The organism is Sporosarcina saromensis, from assembly GCF_033253735.1.
Lineage (GTDB): Bacteria > Bacillota > Bacilli > Bacillales_A > Planococcaceae > Sporosarcina > Sporosarcina saromensis.
This window is the reverse complement of record NZ_JAUBDI010000008.1, coordinates 121,567-140,375: the sequence shown is the minus strand read 5'-3', so window position 1 is coordinate 140,375 and position 18,809 is coordinate 121,567. Positions and strand designations below refer to the sequence as shown.

The following is an 18,809-nucleotide window of genomic DNA, read 5'->3' as shown; positions in this document are numbered from 1 at the left end:
GTGGCCGATCACCCTCTCAGGTCGGCTACGCATCGTCGCCTTGGTAGGCCGTTACCCCACCAACTAGCTAATGCGCCGCGGGCCCATCCTGCAGTGACAGCCGAAACCGTCTTTCAGAGTTCTTCCATGCGGAAGAACCAATTATTCGGTATTAGCCCCGGTTTCCCGGAGTTATCCCCATCTGCAGGGCAGGTTGCCCACGTGTTACTCACCCGTCCGCCGCTAATATCAGGGAGCAAGCTCCCTTCAATCCGCTCGACTTGCATGTATTAGGCACGCCGCCAGCGTTCGTCCTGAGCCAGGATCAAACTCTCCATAAATCTGGCGTCCGATGCGCAGCGGATTGCGTTGTCGATTTCGTTCGTTCGGTCAGTTACGTACTAAAGTACGTGCCTTCCCTCTCTCACTCATCTCCTAGCACTCCACCGCACCTCGGCCGCCAGAACTTCTTCTATAATGGAAGAAGTTTAGAGAAACTTGAGTAGCTCTAGTTTCTTTGCTGGCATCATTTAAGATGTCAATTTTGAATCCGAAGATTCGAGTTGTTCGTTCGCCGACAAGTCGGCTTTAGAACTTTATTTGTTGACGTTTTGCTGTTCAGTTTTCAAGGTTCATGTTTCAGTCGCGTTTTTCAGCGACCATTTCATCTTAACATTTTTCCTTATTCGGTGTCAACAACTTTTTTAAAATCTTTTTTCAGAAGTTGTTTCGTAATGTTGTTGCCTCTTAAGGACATGTACTAATATACTACATGCCCTAAAGAGAAATCAAGCCTTTTTTAAAAATAATTTACGATGAATTTTTCTTGGATCAATGATGAAGAGTAGAATGCCTGCTATGACAACGATTCCGCCAATAATTTGCGCTGAAGTAAGCGTCTCATGAAAGATGTAATACGCCAATATTGAAGCTCCTACTGGTTCAAAAAGAATGGCAATTGAAATGACGTTTGTACTTACCCACTTTACTGCCCAATTGAATAGCGAGTGGCCGAGCAAATTCGGAATAAGCGCAAGCATAAAAAACCAGAACCAGTCAGTTGACGAATACGGACCAAATGATTCTCCCTTTACCAACACATAAAAGAATAATGTAATTGTACTGATTGCATACAGAACGAACGTATATGTAATAAGAGATAAACGTTTACGCACTTCTTGCCCAAAAAGAAGATATGCTGTAATAAACGCACAACCTGCCAAAGCGAGCATATCTCCGTAGAAAGCAGTACCGCTTAACTGAAAATCGCTCCAACTGATAATGATACTTCCACTAATTGCAATGACTGCAGATAAGATCGTCTTCATGGAGAGTTTTTCTTTAAAGAAGAAATACGTTCCGACAAACGCAAAAATCGGTTGTAGGGTCACCAAAACAGTTGAACTCGCAACAGAAGTGTAATTAAGTGATTCGAACCATAAGATAAAGTGAAAGGCAAGAAAAATTCCTGCTATCGAAGAAAAGATCCAATCTCTCTTCGTAAAGACCAATAATTCTTTACGGTACTTCATTAAAAATAATGGGAGCATCAATAAAACAGAGAACAACATTCTATAAAAAGCGATAACTCCCGCATCTGCTGTAGCTAATTTAACAAAGATCGCTGATAAGGCGACTGAGATAACTCCTATGATAATCGGAATATACGGGTGGATAGAAGGCTTTTCCATATGGTACACATCTCTTTCGTTGTAAGTTTCATGTTAGTTTGTCATCGTTTATGGATAAAGACAATATAAAGAGTATAGCACAGGAGTGGTTTGAAGATGCTAGTAGGGGGAGAATTAGAATGGACTGGATTGCCGACAATTCGATGTATCCGGATGTCTTAATTAAAATCGCGTTAGCATTAGGACTAAGTTTAGTCATCGGTGTAGAGAGGGAAATAAAGAAGAAACCGATTGGGTTAAAAACAAGTGCAGTCATCTCAACATTTAGTTGTCTATTGACGATTGTTTCTATGGAAGCTGCTTATTTAGTACCCGCCCGAGATGATATCAATGTAACGATGGATCCATTACGTCTAGCAGCACAAATTGTTAGTGGTATTGGCTTTCTTGGTGCGGGAGCAATCTTACGAAGGGACAATGATAGTATTACCGGCTTAACAACTGCTGCAATGATTTGGGGTTCGGCGAGTATTGGCATTGCCGTTGGAGCTGGTTTTTATATTGAAGCTGCATTCGCTGTTATAAGTGTATTGTTTGTAATCGAAGTCATTGCACCTATATTAGATCGGTTTGGTCCGCGTAGAATACGCTCAAAAGAAGCTTCATGTATTATTATCATTTCAGATAGAAGTAAGATTGATGAATTGATTGGAAAGCTAAGTGATGAAAGTATGTCTGTGGAAAATCTTCGAATCAGACAACTAATCCCTGAAGATGGCAAACCTCACATGCATGAACTCGATTTTAGATTAAATGCATTACCTAAGAAAAAAACATCCCAACTATATGTTGAATTGACTGAACTACCTTATATCGAATCAGTTGAACTAGAAATATTCCCTTAAATGGAGGAACCTTTATGCAGGATTTTATCAAACTCTTAAAAGATGGAAACAAACCTTCATTGCTTGCTGGTGTAATTAATACAATCATTGCCATCTTAAAAGGTATTGCCTATATGTTAACTGGTAACGTTGCAATGTTCGCAGAAACATTACACTCATTAGGCGATGCGGCCAATCAATTCTTCGTTTACATTGGTTCCGCGCTCTCTAAAAAAGCGCCGACACCAAAATTTCCAAACGGATTTGGCAGGGTCGTCAACCTCGTCTGCTTAGGAGCTGTCATTGTAGTTGCGATTATGTCTTATGAAGCAGTTAAAGAAGGTTGGCATCATATTCTTCATCCTACTGAAACGTCAGGACTCGCCATTAATTTAAGCGTACTTGGGCTTGCAATTGTGTTGGAACTGTACGTCTTATTAAAAGCAGCAAAAGAAATTGCACATGAAACTGGAAACGATGCGAAAGGGTTTAAAGCACTTCTATACAGTTTCACGCATTTGAATAGTGCTAAGCCTGCCACAAAGCTTGTTTTTATGGAAGATTTGGTTGCAACAATTGGTGGAGTATTAGCTTTTACTGCCGTCCTTGTAGCACATTTCACTGGATTTCTTGCGGCAGAAGGAATTGCATCGGTGTTAATAGGTCTCATGATGTTTTATGTCGTTGGCAAAATATTTCTTGAAAACGCAAGAGGTGCTATAGGAGAAACTGATGAAGAAATGTTAAATCACATTGCGTACATCGTAGCTGAGGACCCGGATGTTAAAGATCTACAAAGAGTTGAGGTGATTAAAGAAGGGGAATTTCTCCATGTAGAAGTAGTGGCAGAAGTCGATTCCTCAAAAACACTTGAGTATATTGATGATATAAGGGATCGGTTGCTAGCATTAATATTAAAACAAAAAGGCGTCCGCGAAGCCCTTATTTCATTTGATGAAGATGATGGCATCAAAACATGGAAAGGCGTTAACGAATTGGCGATTTCAGAAGAAGCACGCAAAAAGTTACCCGAATGAAAAAGTACGCAGTTGAACTCACCGACGAGTTCCTGCGTACTTCTTTTTATAATGAAGCGACTAAAATTGATTTTACGTCTTCTTTTGTCAATTGAGCAAACCTGCCTACTGGTCCGTTTACAGAAGCTTTTTCAGCCATAAGCTCAATTTTAGATTCGTCAATATGGTAGTCTTTCAGCCTTTCAGGTGCACCAATTGATGACCAATACTTACGGAGCTGTTCTATTCCTTCCATTGCAGTTTCTTCAGTAGTCTTTCCTGTTGGATCAACTTGAAAAACATTTGTTGCAAACTTCGCAAAGCGTTCAGGATTCAACTGCATAGCATGTTTCATCCAATGCGGGAACAGAATCGCCAATCCTCCAGCATGCGGAATATCATAGACTGCTGAGACGGCATGTTCAATCTCATGTGTCCCCCAGTCGCCACCAGCATTCCCCATCCCTAAGAATCCATTCAATCCCCACGTTCCGCTTAATAAAATCGTTTCACGTAACTCGTAATTTTGCAGGTCATCTACTAGTTTTTCACCAGCGCGCATAATTATCCGTAATGCACTTTCACAAAGTTCATCTTGCAACGGTGTATTGGTAGCTTTATGAAAATACTGTTCCATTATGTGGGACATCATATCGACAATTCCATAAACGGTTTGATCACGCGGTAAGGAAAGCGTATACGTTGGATCGAGAATTGAGAATTTCGGGAAATTGAAAGGACTTCCCCATCCGTATTTCTCCTCCATTTCTTCGTTTGTAATAACAGAACCTGCATTCATTTCAGAACCTGTTGCCGCCATCGTCAATATTGTACCAAATGGAATTGCATCGGTCGGCGTCGCTTTTTTACTGACAAAATCCCATGCATCACCTTCATACTTTGCCGCTGTTGCTATCAATTTTGTACAATCCAGGACAGAACCGCCCCCGACAGCCAATATGAAATCGATACCTTCCTCTTTACAAATCGCCGCCCCTTTCTTCGCTGTGGAAAGACGTGGATTCGGCTCGACTCCTGGTAGTTCATATAGTTCCTTTCCTGCTTTACTCAGAAGTTCGACCACTTCATTATATAAACCATTGCGCTTAATGCTTCCTCCGCCGTACACGAGAAGAATTTTATTACCGTAAGCAGCTAGTTCGTTCGTTAATTTTGAAATGGATTTTTTACCAAAGACTAATTTTACCGGATTTTGAAATGTAAATTCATGCATCTCTTTCGCCTCCTCTTTTGTAGTACTCATTATCCAAGAATGAATAATCAGTTGCAAGTATGGAAGTCGTCTTGTTGGGGCAATTTGGAGATAAGGAGGTGTGTTATGGAGAAAATCAAGCGAGTGGCCCTTGCCATCACAATTATTGGCGCTTTGAACTGGGGTGTGGTCGGCTTATTCAGTTACGATGTTGTCGCACAATTCGCTGGTGGGTACGCGAAACCGTTAGCTCGGTTCTTTTTTGTACTGATTGGGATTTCTGGCTTACTGTCGTTAGGCTTGCTATTTGAACATTGGCGCTATGAAGAGCGTGAAACTAACACCCTAGCAGGAACTGAAGAAGCATGAAAAAGCATCTCCAACTGTTCAGGAGATGCTTTTTCTATTCATTCGCTTACGCCCATCCACGGAAACGGGAAGCTTCAGCAGTTTTGCGGATACCAATCATATATGCAGCAAGGCGCATGTCAATGTTACGTGTAGACGCTACGTTGTACACATTTTCAAATGCCTCGACCATTTTTGTTGTCATTCTTTCGCGAACTTCTTCTTCAGTCCAGTAATAACCCATGTTATTTTGAACCCATTCGAAGTAAGATACCGTTACGCCACCTGCACTCGCAAGAACATCCGGTACGAGAAGAATGCCACGTTCTGTAAGGATTTTAGTCGCTTCAGATGTTGTTGGGCCATTCGCAGCTTCAACAACAATTTTCGCTTTAATATCGTTAGCGTTCTTTTCAGTGATCTGATTTTCGATCGCAGCAGGAACGAGAATATCACAATCCAATTCTAATAATTCCTCGTTAGAAATTGTATTGTCAAATAATGTCGTAACTGTACCGAAACTATCGCGACGATCTAATAGGTAATCAATGTCCAATCCGTTTGGATCATGCAATGCACCGTAAGCATCGGAAATACCGATTACTTTCGCTCCAGCGTCATGCAGGAATTTTGACAAGAAACTTCCAGCGTTTCCGAAACCTTGGATGACAATACGTGCACCTTTCATATCAATTCCACGCTTTTTAGCCGCTTCGTTAATAATGATCGTTACACCTTCAGCAGTCGCACGGTCACGACCTTGAGAACCACCGAGAACAATCGGTTTACCTGTAATAAAACCAGGTGAGTTGAATTCATCAATTCTGCTATATTCATCCATCATCCAAGCCATAATTTGTGCATTCGTGAACACGTCTGGTGCAGGGATATCTTTTGTCGGTCCCATAACCTGACTTAATGCTCGTACATAACCACGGCTCAAGCGTTCCAATTCACCCATAGACATCTCACGTGGGTCACAGATAATACCGCCTTTACCGCCACCATATGGCAAGTCAACGATACCCGCTTTCAATGTCATCCACATTGAGAGTGCGCGCACTTCATCCGCACTTACTTGCGGATGGAAACGAACGCCACCTTTTGTCGGTCCTACTGCATCATTATGTTGTCCACGGAATCCTGTGAACACCTTAACTTTCCCATCGTCCATACGGACAGGAATTCTTACTTCCACCATACGTATAGGTTCTTTCAGAAGATCATACATTCCTTCATCGTAGCCTAATTTGTCAAGTGCTTCCTTGATGACAACTTGCGTAGACGTAAACAGATTCAGGTTTTCAGTCATGTAAAAGTTCGCCTCTTTGATTTCATAATGTCTTACTACTTCGCCCATATTGTACCATAGTCCACACTGTTTTTGTGTACTATTTCATTAACTTGCAAAAACTTTGTTGATGCGTTCTAAAGCCCAATCTAATTCTTCTTTTGTAATGATCAATGGTGGTGCAAAACGGATTACAGTATCGTGTGTTTCTTTGCACAACAATCCAAGCTCTTTCAATTGTTCGCAATACGGACGAGCCGCTTCCGTCAATTCAACACCAATGAACAAGCCACGTCCACGTACTTCTTTAATAGAAGGGTGGTTGATTTTCTTTAATTGTTCTACGAAGTAATTTCCTAGTTCCAATGATTTCTCAGCAAGTTTCTCGTCTAGAAGAACTTCTAAAGAAGCGATTGAAACTGCACATGCCATCGGATTACCACCGAATGTTGAGCCGTGTGAACCAGGGTTGAACACACCTAAGATGTCTTTATTCGCTACGACACAAGAGATCGGGAATACGCCGCCACCTAGTGCTTTTCCGAGGATGTACATATCTGGCTCGATGTCTTCCCACTCACTTGCGAACATTTTACCTGTACGGCAAAGACCCGCTTGGATTTCATCCGCAATGAAAAGTACATTGTGCTTTTTACAAAGCTCGAATGCCGCTTTCATGTAGCCAGCTGGTGGAATAAGAATTCCCGCTTCACCTTGGATTGGTTCGATGATGAATGCTGCTGTATTTGGTGTAATCGTTTCTTCCAACGCTTTTAAATCACCAAATGGAACAAGTTTAATACCCGGAAGCATCGGACCGAATCCTCGCTTGTATTCTGCTTCAGAAGAGAGTGAAACTGCTGTCATCGTACGACCGTGGAAGTTTCCTGTGCAACCGATGATTTCAGCTTTGTCTTCAGCGATACCTTTCACATCATAAGACCAACGACGAGCTGCTTTAATAGCTGTTTCTACCGCTTCAGCACCTGTGTTCATTGGCAATGTCATATCTTTACCAGATAGTTTGCAGATCATTTCGTACCATGGGCCGAGTTGATCGTTGTGGAACGCGCGTGACGTCAAGGTTACTTTGTCCGCTTGATCTTTTAGCGCTTGAATGATTTTAGGGTGACGATGACCTTGGTTAACCGCAGAATACGCTGAAAGCATATCCATATATTTATTACCTTCTGGATCCTTTACCCAAACACCTTCCGCTTCTGAAATGACAATCGGAAGTGGATTGTAGTTATTTGCACCAAATTTATTCGTTTGGTTAATCAACTTTTCTGAAATTGACATCTAATTCCCTCCTTAAGATATGTAAATATGGAAGCAGTCCGAGAACTGCCTCCACTTAGTTATTAAAGTGTTTCTGAAGTCGTTTTACCTTGCATGTGAAGTTGCAAGTAATCAGGACCGCCCGCTTTAGAGTCTGTACCTGACATGTTGAAACCACCGAATGGTTGGTAACCAACGATTGCACCTGTGCATCCACGGTTGAAGTATAAGTTTCCTACGTGGAAATCTTCGCGCGCTTGTTCGATATGTGCGCGATTGTTTGTAATAACAGCACCTGTTAAGCCGTAGTCTGTGTTGTTTGCAATTTCAATTGCTTCGTCAAAGCTTTTCGCTTTTGTCAAACCAACAACTGGTCCGAAGATTTCTTCTTGCATGATGCGTGCATCTGGAGCAAGGTCAGCAAATACTGTAGGAGCAATGAAGTATCCTTTTGAGCTGTCGCCTTCTCCACCAGCGATTAGACGGCCTTCTTCTTTTCCGATTTCGATATAGCTCATGATTTTGTCGAATGAAGCTTGGTCGATAACCGGACCTGCGAAGTTGGATTGGTCTGTTGGATCACCGTAAGTCAATGCTTTTGTTAACTCTTCCACTCTAGAAACGACTTGGTCATATACATCTTCGTGAATGACTGCACGTGAACAAGCAGAACATTTTTGTCCGCTGAATCCGAATGCTGATTTCACGATGGATTGTGCAGCTAATTCAAGATCCGCTTCGTTGTCAACAACGATTGTGTCTTTACCACCCATTTCAGCGATAACACGCTTCAACCAAATTTGGCCTTCGTTCACTTTTCCAGCACGTTCGTAAATACGGGAACCGACTTCGCGTGATCCTGTGAAAGAAATGAAACGAGTTCTTGGGTGATCTACAAGGTAGTCCCCAACTTCAGCGCCTGAACCTGGAATGTAGTTCACTACGCCTGCAGGCATACCTGCTTCTTCTAATACTTCGATAAATTTATATGCAACAACTGGTGTTGTTGATGCTGGTTTCAATAGAACTGTGTTACCCGTTACGAGTGCAGCTACTGTTGTACCTGCCATAATCGCGAATGCGAAGTTCCATGGAGAGATGACAACACCTACACCTAAAGGAATGTAGTCGAAACGGTTGAACTCACCTGGACGGCTTTCAACTGGCATACCGTCTTTTAGTTTCAACATTTGACGGCCATAGTACTCTAAGAAGTCGATTGCTTCTGCAGTATCTGCATCCGCTTCGTTCCATGGCTTACCTGCTTCTTTTGTTAAAAGCGCAGAGAATTCATGTTTGCGACGACGTACGATTGCAGCAGCTTTGAAAAGAACGTCTGCACGGAATTCAGGTTTTACTTTTTTCCAAGTGTTGAATGTTGCATCAGCAGTTTGCATCGCTTTTTCAGCAAGGTCTCTGCTCGCTTTTGAAACACGGCCGACGATTTCTTCTTTGTTCGCAGGGTTTGTCGATACAAGTTTGTCTTCGGTCATAATGCGTTCGCCGCCGATGATTAGAGGGTAATCTTGCCCAAGATAGCCTTCAACTGTTTGTAGAGCGTCTAAAAAGGCTTTTTTGTTTTCTTCTTGTGTAAAATCTGTAAATGGTTCGTGTTTGTATGGAATCATGTTACTCCTCCTCCGTTATGATACGCAAAAAAAATTTGCATTTAATCTTTGATTACATTTATAATAATGCAAGAGATTGTTGCACATTTCAAGTGTTTTTATTTAAATCACGAAAAAAAGTACACGGAAGGTGTTTTTGATGATGGATAAAATCGAAAAAGCCCTCTTTCCTTTATATGAATTTGCAGTGAATCGTGCCGGTGTAGGAATCCATGCAATTGATAAAAACGGCCGTACGGTCATATACAATCATAAAATGAAAGCCATTGAAGGATTAGAGCTGGAAGAAGTTGCAGATCGATCAATAATTGAGCTATTTAATTTTAATCAAGAAGAAAGTACATTGTTAAAAGTGTTGCAAAGCGGTATAGAGCAGTTGAATGTGAAACAGACATATTGGAACCGCAAAGGAAACGAAATTACGACCATTAACGATACGTATCCCGTCTTTAGCAATGGGGAACTAATCGGTGCTGTGGAAATTGCACGAGATGTAACAGCTCTTGAGAAATTTATTCTTCATCCCCTCCGAAAAAATAGTGACCCTGTAACGTTCAATCAAATTATTGCAGCATCGGAAGAAATGCAAGCGGTTGTTTCTACTGCACTAAAAGCCTCTCAAGCAAAACTACCCGTGTTGCTAATTGGTGAATCTGGTACAGGAAAAGATTTACTGGCGGAGAGTATTCATAATGAATTTTCTCCTGTAAACGGTCCTTTCTATACACTTTTTTGTCATCGTTCAGACGAGTCGCTCATCGATCGATTGGATGAAGACTTAACTGAACATGATGCATTCACGTTATTTTGTGATCGGATTGATTTATTATCCATACCACTTCAACAGAAACTGTTTTCTTTTCTAAAAAAGGCGGTACAACCTGGCAATCAATTCATCGCAAGTATCGGCGATGACCCTGTTGAACTGATCGCTAAAGGAGCTTTATTGAAAGATCTGTATTACTTTTTTGCTTCTTTTGCAATTCGCATTTCCCCATTGCGGAAACGAAAAGAGGACATACTTGCTTTCATTACTTCGTATTTAGCGAAGAGAAGAGAGCGGTTTGGTTCTTCCCTAGAAGGAATAACTACAGAAGTCGAGGAATTGTTTTTACGATATGAATGGCCAGGCAATATGCGAGAACTTGAGTTTCTTTTAGACGAAATTACGTCGCTTGCAAGTACAGAGTCGGTCATTACATACGATATGTTGCCTTTGCATTTTCGGATGAAAAGCAATGGATTGAACGACACACCTTTACAAGACACGGATTTTGTTGTCCAACACCAGAAAGATTTATTGCCACTCGATCAATATTTAAAAGATGCGGAAGCGTATTACTTACAAAAAGCAATGAAGTTGCATGAAGATAATATTACCAAAACGGCGCAAGCACTTGGAATGAGTAGGCAAAATCTTCAATATCGTTTACGAAAGCTAAAAAATGGGAGAGGCGATTAAGCCTACTCCCATTTTTTAATAACCAGACCGTGTAATCCAGTCTTTTAGTTTGTCTTTTAACGAGTTAAATCCTTCTGCGTCATGCTCTTTTACTTTGTCTTGCAATGATTTTCGGGGTCGGCTCGGTTTTTGTGTGGCGGGTGGCGCTTCTTGCAATGCCCGAATGGACAAACTGATTTTACCTGCGTCTTCATCCACTTCCAGTACTTTCACTTTTACAACGTCGCCTACAGCAAGATACTCATTTATATCTCTGACAAAACCGTACGTGATTTCCGAAATATGGACGAGTCCTTGTGTCTCTTCATCCAATGCCACGAATGCGCCATATGGCTGGATGCCCGTTACCTTACCAGTCAGCTCTTCCCCCACTTCGTATGTTCTGCCCATGCGAAACAGCTCCCAATCTACATCTATCGAATTTGCCTATGCGGCCATCAATAATTATACCATAGAAAGCCCTTTCACAACAAAAATTTGGCAAAGCAGTCGGAAAATTTCACTTATTATTTTCTTTCTTTTCGTGGATAATGGGCCAAATAAGATTATAAATTTCCATATAGCTATTTTGATTATCCAGTGTATTCCGTGACCAACCTTCCTCCTCCATATTTTCAATGACGGTTGTCATGACTGTAGCTGCTGGCGATGGTTGTTCACGGTCCGCAATTTGATACCACACTTTTTGATATTCCGGTTTAATGTCTCCTGTAAGGTCATAACTTCGTTCCATGGATTCAAATTCAAGGCCGAGTATTGAGTAAAAAAGCCAAATATATGACGATACAATCAGTTGTTCAACGAATTCGTTAGAGAATAGTCCCGTTATTTCATCGCCCATTAAATCGTCTTCAACGAAAAAAAGCAGATCAACTTGTTCGTCGAGCGGCTTTTGAACGATCTCTTCAAAACCGCCCATTAATAGATTCACATATTCACGTACACTCGGATGTAATTTGTTTTGAATATCTTTGAAAAGCTGTTCATCCCCAAACTGCGGATAGTAGAACATACTGTCATGTGCGACTACAGTAATATTTTGTGTCTTCATTCCTTTTAATGCATCTTGAAGCTGTTTTGGGTAACCTTCTTCGTTTTCAGCTAACGTTTGGACGATCACCTCGCCATTGTCGTTCCATTCATAAGTAGGTATGATATCTTCGTGATCCTGAAGGATAGCTGAATAAGATTGAATAAGCATGGACGAACTACCAAATAAATTCCCAATAAACGCTATACTCGCTGTCCGATCGTTGACTAAAGGTTTATTCTTTAATTCTGCCATCCACTCTGATGGCAACTTCAACTCATTAATGAGAGCTGCGTAGTCTTCTTTCGCCTTTCTTCTATCTATTTTACCATTTTCTTCTAACTCTCTTGTTAATGCTCGTAACCAATCTTTAAAACTTAACCTTGTGTCTTCACCATACATATCATAATGATTCATAGTAATCGCTGTTCGTTTCGTCAATCCAGCGAGTTCGAGACGTTTGGCGATCTCTTTCTCAAATTCCTCTTTGTATGTTTCGATGAATTTCTCACTGGCGGATTTTTGATAGGCTTCACTATTTGTTACAGATACAAAAAGTAACGTGAATAACATGGCGACGCCTAAACTCCACATCGCTAACGTCTTTCGTTTCGGTTTTTTCCCCTTTAATTTTGTCGGCTCAATTGAATGATGTGTAGTGTGTGTGAATATCCGGTCTTCATCATAAAGAGTTTGCAATCTTCCATAAGACGTATGTAAAAACTCCAACTTTTTTTCTAGGTTCGGTTCATCCAGTTGCTGAAAAGCTTCAGCAAGTTTTGTTTCCACTACTCCTGTTGGCACGTTTAGAATCTCCGCAATTTGTGCTGGAGATTTATCATGAAACTGATTCAGGATTAAAGGCAGCCTAACTTCTTTTGGTAAATCAATAATGCGGTTATGCAAAACCTCGTCTTCTTTAAATGCAAAGAGTTTTTCATCGGACGGATGAATGGTAACGTCCTCTAATCGACCGAGCAAGATTCTAATCGTATCATCCTCATGCAATGCTTCACTTCTGTTTTCATACAACTTTTGAAACACAGTTTCTACAAAGTTTGCAGCTTGTTGCGGTCTTAGCCCATATTGGATTGCGAGACGTTCCATATGCGGCAACATCAGGCGCATCCATTCCAAAGAAGACTCTTTATCCGTCTCTAAGGTTGGTTGCTTCTCTTCATTCATGTACTCTCCCCCTGCTTTCCAAAACATCCCTTTCTTTACTATAACAAAGAATATAGAAAAAGACCGCAGAATTCGCAGTCTTTTTTGTTTATTTTAAGTGATTAACATTGACGCGCCAACCGTCGTCGGTCCAAAGCATATGGAATTCTTGAGTCGCTGGCATTTGAGGATACTTTTCCTGATTGACAGTAAACGTGGCAATACCTGGCCAGTTACCATCTTTATCTTCTTCAAGGCCTTTAAAAGACATAGATGTATACATATCTTCTGCATACGGAAATTTGTATCGATCACCATTTTCGACAAATGCCGACTTCTCAATTAAATCCGCACCGTATTCTTGATAAATCAATGCATATTGTGTTTCATAATCTTGTAAAGATCCTGCGTATAAATAGAGGCTCATTATTGTCAACGCTACTTCTCCGTATAAGTTAGCTGGATTTCTCGACTCTTTAAAGGTTTCATAGAGCTCTTTCATATGCTTAAGTGTCATCTCGTCAATTGGTATTTCGGGTGATTGTTCGTACGATGGAAGTTTCTCAAGATACATGTCTCTAATTTTCCATACATCATCTTCACCATATGTGAGATGTACTGAATTTTTAACTTCCGCACCATTGTTAATCGTAACAAAACCATAAAGTGCATGTTCGTAACGATTTATGTTTTCATTTGTAAATTTAATATCTGTTGCGTTTCTAAATAAGGAGAGACCTTTTCGGTAAAAGTCGATATATTGCTCCTCTGAGAAACCTGTTTCCGACATATCTCCATAATTTTCATTGAATAGTCGATACATCGTTTTGGGGTCTTCGACTTCATTTGCGTAGTTAAAGATTCCTACAATATGCACAGGTGAGATCCCTTTTAACACGGACTTGTCATACGACTTTTTGAATGCGCTGTAGAGTTCTTTAACTTCCTGATCAAATGCCTCATTTGGCAGGACAACCGTCTTCTCCTCGAATACAGGCATTTCACCATACATGTATTCTTCTAACACCCCTTCCCGATAGAGGACGAGTGCTTCTTCTAGATCATTATAGTTGAGTGAATCCCAATGCTCTGATTGCCGCCAATCTGAAGCCTTCATCTCTTTAACAATCGGCCTCATAAGATAGGTCAATGGTGTTGCGTTTCCACTATACGATAGATTGGTCCAAGCTTCTTGGTATTCAGGTAGTAACCTACCATCTGCATCAAATAACTTTGTCTTTTCATTTCCTTTTACAATGTGATTAAAAAGCGTTATGAAATACGATTTCATGACAGGGTACAAGGACGGATCTTCCTGTACATGCATTAACGTCTCCTCCATCGTCTGCAACGTTCCGACCGTTTTAGGAACAGTATCATTTAACACCCCTGCATATAAATACGGTTCATCTGCTAGCATGTTCATATAAGCGTTCGTGAAGTGATGCAAGTTCGATGGAAGCTCATCGACCGATCTAGATAAATAAAAACTTGATTTAATATCACCTGAATATTTCTCTGTAGTTAACCGGATTGATTGTTCTTTCATTGTGTTGATGATATTTTGTAACGGCTCTGGAAAACTGTTTTTACTCGTCATCATGACATCGGCTTTATCAGCAGATGGATCCACTTCATAGGCATCAATTGCCGTTTTGTTCTCTTCTATGATTTGATCGTAAATGGTTTGCAATCTCTTGACTTTTTCCCGGTAGCTATTCAAGAATGCAATACTCGCTTCTTCATCCTCTCGAAGCGGATTGCGTTTCACGTCTTGAATCATTTCGGCGGGCGTTTTTAGTTCTTCGATTGCTTGGTTGTAGACTTCTTGCAATCGCTCATTTGCATTTCCATCCTGTTTAACAGACTGTATGAAAGTCTTATGATCCAAAATTGAGATTGAATTAGATTGGGCATACATTCTAAAATGCTCTTCATCCAACTGCAACATCTCTCTACGCTTTTCTTTTTCCACTTCAAATTGTTGTTTCAGTTCTTCGATGTAGGCATCAATTTCTCCGCTTTCCAAATTTTCTTCGTTCGGATTTTGGTTATTTCCATCAAGGACGTCATTGGCAATGAAACCGATGATGAATACACTCGCAACGCTTACAGCTAAAACCGTTATACGCTGTCTGAATCCACCTTTTTTAACAGGTTTCTGTTCAACAGGTGCAGGAGGATGTTCCGCATCGATTTTCTTGAATACTTCTTCCGGATCGAAAGTCGAAGGAATACGTTCATAGGACTTTTTCAAGAATTCCATTCGTTTCTCAAAATGATCATTGCTCATGTGATACACCTCCAGTCGTTTCAATTTCCTTTTTCAATGCATCCTTTGCTCTGAAAATCCTCGTTTTCACAGCTGCCATCGTCACGTTCAACACTTCCGAAATTTGTTGGTACGACAAGTCTTGGAAATAAAACAAAATGAGTGGAATTCGGTATTTTTCATCTAAACGCAATATCGCGTTATGCAATTCCTGATCTTCTTCAAAAAGGAGCACGTGTTTCTCTGCTGACTGATGTGCGACCGTACTCATGTCCTTTTTAACCCGTTCTTCTTTGTCCGTCTCCCGACCTGCTTTTCGGTAATAATCCCGAGCAGCATTCAGTGTAATTTTGTATAACCATGTCGTAAATCGCTGTTGATTGAACTGCGGTAAGAATCGATAGAGCTTTATGAAGACCTCCTGTGTAACATCCGGAATATCATCAACACGGACACCACATTGATAAGCAAATTTTTCAACAGTCCGGTAATAACGATTCATTAATTCTGTGAAAGCTGACCGATCTCCGTTCTGCGCTTTCTGGATCAAGTCCGTTTCTTCCATGTGTCACCCTCACTCTCTTTCCCCTCTGCTCATGATACGAGGGATTTCAATTGATTGTTTCATCCTTTTAATGAAGAACATAAAAAACCGCCTGAAGCAGGTATCCTAACGCTTCGGGCGGTAATAATTTTTCTTTATCCTAACAATCTTTCTTTCGTTATACGATGCATTTCGCTTCGTACTTTATTGCGAACAACTTATATGCTATTTGCATGCACTTTTCTAACGGAATCCATAGTTCATAGGAATGTTCATAGATTTCTCTAATCCGTTTTGCTAAATCTGTCGGATGATCGAGCAACTGGAGTTCTGAGACGACATCAGCAATTTCGTGCTCATACGCCTTCCGCCCCATATTGAAAGGATCCCAATCTTCTAGTAGTAAGACAGCTTTTTTGTTCATGTCCATAGTTTGCACGTCAAGTCACCTTATTTTTTTCTTTTCTTTCATTTATGATAACATAGTAATGTAAAAGAAAAAAGGAAATGAGGGGTTTTTGAGATGAATGCGTTCGAACAAGTCATTAGCCGTAAAAATACGCGTTCCGTGAAATGGGGTAATATGGAAGCCGTTTACGGGGTGGAAAACGCGGAAGAAATTTTACCGATGTGGATCGCGGATATGGATTTCCCTGCTCCACCGCCAATTATTGAAGCGATGAGAGAGCGCTTAGATCATGGCATTTTCGGTTATTCATACATATGCGAAACGTGCAAGGATGCTGTACGTTCTTGGTTGTCTTCTCGTCACCGATGGGAAACACAAAATGATTGGATGCTCTTCCATCATGGTGTTGTGCCTGCTATTGCAACGGTAGTAGAAACATTTTCGAAGAAAGGCGACAACATTCTCATTACGACGCCTGTCTATCCTCCGTTTTTCAACGTACCGGGTCATCAAGAGCGGAACATTGTCGAATGTGCTCTCCTTGAAGACAATGGGACGTACTCAATCGACTTTGAAGCATTCGAAAAATGTTTGCAACAAGATATTAAAATCTTCATATTATGTAATCCACATAACCCGGCAGGTATCGTATGGTCAGAAGCGGATTTACGACAAATTTTACGTCTCTGTAACCAATATGACGTGCTCGTGCTTTCAGATGAAATCCACGCCGACCTCGTGTTACCAGGTGCAACACATATTCCACTTGCCAAACTCGCTGAAGAAGAAGGTGAAAAAATTGTCACGTGTGTCGCTCCGACAAAAACTTTTAACTTGGCTGGTGTACAAGCTGCCATCATGATTACAAGCGACGAAGAGTTAAAAACTGCCTTACAGAAAAATGCAATGGCACACGGACAAATGGAGTTGAACGCTTTTGCTGCTTCCGCGCTCAAGTCAGCTTACACGGAGTGTGAAGCTTGGTTAGATGAACTACTTGAAACACTTTCAACAAACATGGATTATGTCATCAATGAATTGCCGAAAGCTGTACCGGGTATCGCCATTCAAAAACCTGAGGCAACCTATTTGTTATGGATCGATTACCGAGGAACGGGTTTATCGGAAGAAGATATGATGGACAAATTATTAAACAACGGAAAACTTGCGCTTGAGCCAGGCACGAAGTATGGTGAAGCAGGCAGAGGTTTCCTACGAATGAACATCGCAACGCCTCGTTCTGTAGTGGAAGACGGCGTGAAGCGCTTCATAACTGCAATGCAAGCTTAACGTTTTTCAGAAGAATCCGTTCTTGGATTCTTCTTTTTTATTGTGTATGCGGCGTGTGTCAAAGGTAGCTTGATGGATTGATTTTTTTGCCACATGCTTTAAGTCAATTTGTCGTTGGAATGGAAATTGCTTTCTTTTTGCGAAGGAGAAGCGGTTTTTTAGCACGCGGGGCTGGTTCTTGAGCGCGGATTACGCTTCCTTGAGCGCGCGGGACCAGTTCTTGAGCGCGGGCTTAATTTTTTTGCTACCGGCACATATTTTTTGTTCGCGATTTAACAAAGATGTGAATGTAGATAATAAAAGACATGCAAAAAGGACACCTGCCACATTTATTAGTGGCGGATGTCCTTTCGTTTATTCGTGGGATTGTTGGTGTTTTTCACGGGCTTCACGGCGTTCGCGAAGAATGCGTTCTTCGAGTTCGCGTGTTTCTTCTTCTTGTTTTTTTGAGTTTTTCTTAATCCACATGAATGTGAGGATGAGAAGAATCATGAAAAAAACGAAGGAGAAAAATGCCGGGATGTATTCGGATTTATCCTCTGGAAAGTAAAGGAACGGCATAAGGATAACGTTCATTTACGGACACTTCCTTACTGGTTGGATTATTTCTGCAAGATTTCAATCGATTCGATTGAGATTTCTTCTGTCGGCTTGTCGGAACGATCTGTTTCTGCTGCAGCGATTTTGTCCACTACATCCATACCTTCGATAACTTGTCCAAATACTGTATGTTTTTGGTCAAGGTGTGGTGTTCCACCCATTTCAGCGTATGCATCAGCGATTTCTTCCGGCCAGCCACCTTGTTTCAATTGGTTTGAACTACCTGGTGCACTGGATGCTTGAACGATGAAGAACTGGCTACCGTTTGTGTTTGGACCAGCGTTCGCCATTGATAGCGCACCTCTAAGGTTAAAGAGGTTCATCGTGAATTCGTCTTCAAAAGAAGAACCGTATATACTTTCTCCACCCATACCTGTACCTGTTGGGTCTCCACCTTGGATCATGAAATTATTAATTACACGGTGGAAGATGATGCCGTCGTAATAGCCGTTTTCAGCATGCGTCAGAAAGTTTTCTACAGTCTTTGGCGCTTGCTCCGGGAATAGTTTAATTTTGATTGGCCCCATCGTTGTGTTCATAACGACCAATGCTTCATTTGCTGCTACTTCAGTTGATAATTGTGGATACATACTTTCGGCCTCCTCATTTGTCGAATCGCCTGATGCGTTCGTCGAGTCATTATTATTTGTTGGTTGTTTATCGACTTGCTCGTCTTTACTTTGACCACAAGCAGCAACAAAAATCATGACCATTGCCATAACCAATGCTAGTGTCGATTTTTTCATTTTCATTCACCCTGATTTAGT

17 protein-coding genes and 1 rRNA gene are annotated in these 18,809 nt (G+C 41.1%); 5 read left to right on the top strand and 13 right to left on the bottom strand.

Features of this window, described 5'->3' with window-relative positions; genetic code table 11:
- Positions 1 to 320: ribosomal RNA gene (locus QT711_RS10360) — 16S ribosomal RNA — on the bottom strand; the annotation flags it as partial.
- A 447-nt stretch (positions 321 to 767) separates the two neighbouring features.
- A complete protein-coding gene (locus tag QT711_RS10355) occupies positions 768 to 1,670 on the bottom strand; it encodes a DMT family transporter (protein WP_317944029.1) in 903 nt (300 codons plus the stop codon).
- A gap of 119 nt (positions 1,671 to 1,789) precedes the next feature.
- Here QT711_RS10355 and QT711_RS10350 point away from each other — a divergent pair, with 119 nt between their 5' ends.
- Both QT711_RS10350 and QT711_RS10345 read left to right on the top strand, forming a co-directional pair.
- Complete coding sequence (locus tag QT711_RS10350) at positions 1,790 to 2,515, top strand: MgtC/SapB family protein (protein ID WP_317944027.1); 726 nt, start codon at positions 1,790 to 1,792, stop codon at positions 2,513 to 2,515.
- 14 nt (positions 2,516 to 2,529) lie between these two features.
- Entirely contained in the window at positions 2,530 to 3,531 is a 1,002-nt protein-coding gene (locus QT711_RS10345; protein WP_317944025.1) for a cation diffusion facilitator family transporter, read from the top strand.
- Between the two features lie 46 nt (positions 3,532 to 3,577).
- Here QT711_RS10345 and QT711_RS10340 read toward each other — a convergent pair whose 3' ends face one another.
- Complete coding sequence (locus QT711_RS10340) at positions 3,578 to 4,744, bottom strand: iron-containing alcohol dehydrogenase (protein WP_317944023.1); 1,167 nt, start codon at positions 4,742 to 4,744, stop codon at positions 3,578 to 3,580.
- Between the two features lie 105 nt (positions 4,745 to 4,849).
- Here QT711_RS10340 and QT711_RS10335 point away from each other — a divergent pair, with 105 nt between their 5' ends.
- Entirely contained in the window at positions 4,850 to 5,092 is a 243-nt protein-coding gene (locus QT711_RS10335) for a DUF378 domain-containing protein (protein ID WP_317944021.1), read from the top strand.
- A 46-nt stretch (positions 5,093 to 5,138) separates the two neighbouring features.
- Here QT711_RS10335 and QT711_RS10330 read toward each other — a convergent pair whose 3' ends face one another.
- The 3 genes from QT711_RS10330 to pruA all read right to left on the bottom strand — a co-directional run bounded on the left by QT711_RS10330 (position 5,139) and on the right by pruA (position 9,271).
- A complete protein-coding gene (locus tag QT711_RS10330; protein ID WP_317944019.1) occupies positions 5,139 to 6,383 on the bottom strand; it encodes a Glu/Leu/Phe/Val family dehydrogenase in 1,245 nt (414 codons plus the stop codon).
- A gap of 87 nt (positions 6,384 to 6,470) precedes the next feature.
- Positions 6,471 to 7,664 carry an ornithine--oxo-acid transaminase gene (locus tag QT711_RS10325; protein WP_317944017.1) on the bottom strand — a complete coding sequence of 398 codons (1,194 nt, stop codon included), beginning with the start codon at positions 7,662 to 7,664 and terminating at the stop codon, positions 6,471 to 6,473.
- 62 nt (positions 7,665 to 7,726) lie between these two features.
- On the bottom strand, positions 7,727 to 9,271 hold the full coding sequence (gene pruA / locus QT711_RS10320) for an L-glutamate gamma-semialdehyde dehydrogenase (protein WP_317944016.1): 1,545 nt from the start codon (positions 9,269 to 9,271) through the stop codon (positions 7,727 to 7,729).
- A gap of 142 nt (positions 9,272 to 9,413) precedes the next feature.
- On the opposite strand from pruA, the gene QT711_RS10315 reads away from it, so the two are divergent.
- The gene (locus tag QT711_RS10315) at positions 9,414 to 10,733 is read left to right on the top strand and encodes a sigma 54-interacting transcriptional regulator (protein ID WP_317944015.1); all 1,320 of its coding nucleotides are present in this window, start codon (positions 9,414 to 9,416) and stop codon (positions 10,731 to 10,733) included.
- Between the two features lie 15 nt (positions 10,734 to 10,748).
- Here the strand turns inward: QT711_RS10315 and yugI are convergent, their stop codons facing one another.
- The 5 genes from yugI to QT711_RS10290 form a co-directional block, all read right to left on the bottom strand.
- Positions 10,749 to 11,123 (bottom strand): S1 domain-containing post-transcriptional regulator GSP13, encoded by a 375-nt coding sequence (gene yugI, locus QT711_RS10310; RefSeq protein ID WP_317944014.1) that lies wholly within the window; start codon positions 11,121 to 11,123, stop codon positions 10,749 to 10,751.
- Between the two features lie 109 nt (positions 11,124 to 11,232).
- The gene (locus tag QT711_RS10305; RefSeq protein ID WP_317944012.1) at positions 11,233 to 12,948 is read right to left on the bottom strand and encodes a sigma factor-like helix-turn-helix DNA-binding protein; all 1,716 of its coding nucleotides are present in this window, start codon (positions 12,946 to 12,948) and stop codon (positions 11,233 to 11,235) included.
- Between the two features lie 88 nt (positions 12,949 to 13,036).
- Positions 13,037 to 15,220 carry a hypothetical protein gene (locus QT711_RS10300; RefSeq protein WP_317944010.1) on the bottom strand — a complete coding sequence of 728 codons (2,184 nt, stop codon included), beginning with the start codon at positions 15,218 to 15,220 and terminating at the stop codon, positions 13,037 to 13,039.
- Entirely contained in the window at positions 15,210 to 15,764 is a 555-nt protein-coding gene (locus QT711_RS10295; protein ID WP_317944008.1) for an RNA polymerase sigma factor, read from the bottom strand. The genes QT711_RS10300 and QT711_RS10295 overlap by 11 nt, the downstream gene beginning before the upstream one ends.
- A gap of 157 nt (positions 15,765 to 15,921) precedes the next feature.
- The gene (locus QT711_RS10290) at positions 15,922 to 16,173 is read right to left on the bottom strand and encodes a DUF1871 family protein (protein ID WP_371391751.1); all 252 of its coding nucleotides are present in this window, start codon (positions 16,171 to 16,173) and stop codon (positions 15,922 to 15,924) included.
- 93 nt (positions 16,174 to 16,266) lie between these two features.
- Between QT711_RS10290 and QT711_RS10285 the strand changes: the two genes are divergently transcribed.
- Positions 16,267 to 17,442, top strand: coding sequence for a MalY/PatB family protein (locus tag QT711_RS10285; RefSeq protein WP_317944004.1), 1,176 nt, complete (start codon positions 16,267 to 16,269; stop codon positions 17,440 to 17,442).
- A gap of 354 nt (positions 17,443 to 17,796) precedes the next feature.
- Here QT711_RS10285 and QT711_RS10280 read toward each other — a convergent pair whose 3' ends face one another.
- Positions 17,797 to 18,018, bottom strand: coding sequence for a hypothetical protein (locus QT711_RS10280; RefSeq protein ID WP_317944003.1), 222 nt, complete (start codon positions 18,016 to 18,018; stop codon positions 17,797 to 17,799).
- A gap of 26 nt (positions 18,019 to 18,044) precedes the next feature.
- Positions 18,045 to 18,788: a peptidylprolyl isomerase gene (locus tag QT711_RS10275; protein WP_317944001.1), complete on the bottom strand. Its 744-nt coding sequence runs from the start codon at positions 18,786 to 18,788 to the stop codon at positions 18,045 to 18,047.
- Positions 18,789 to 18,809: the final 21 nt, after the last annotated feature.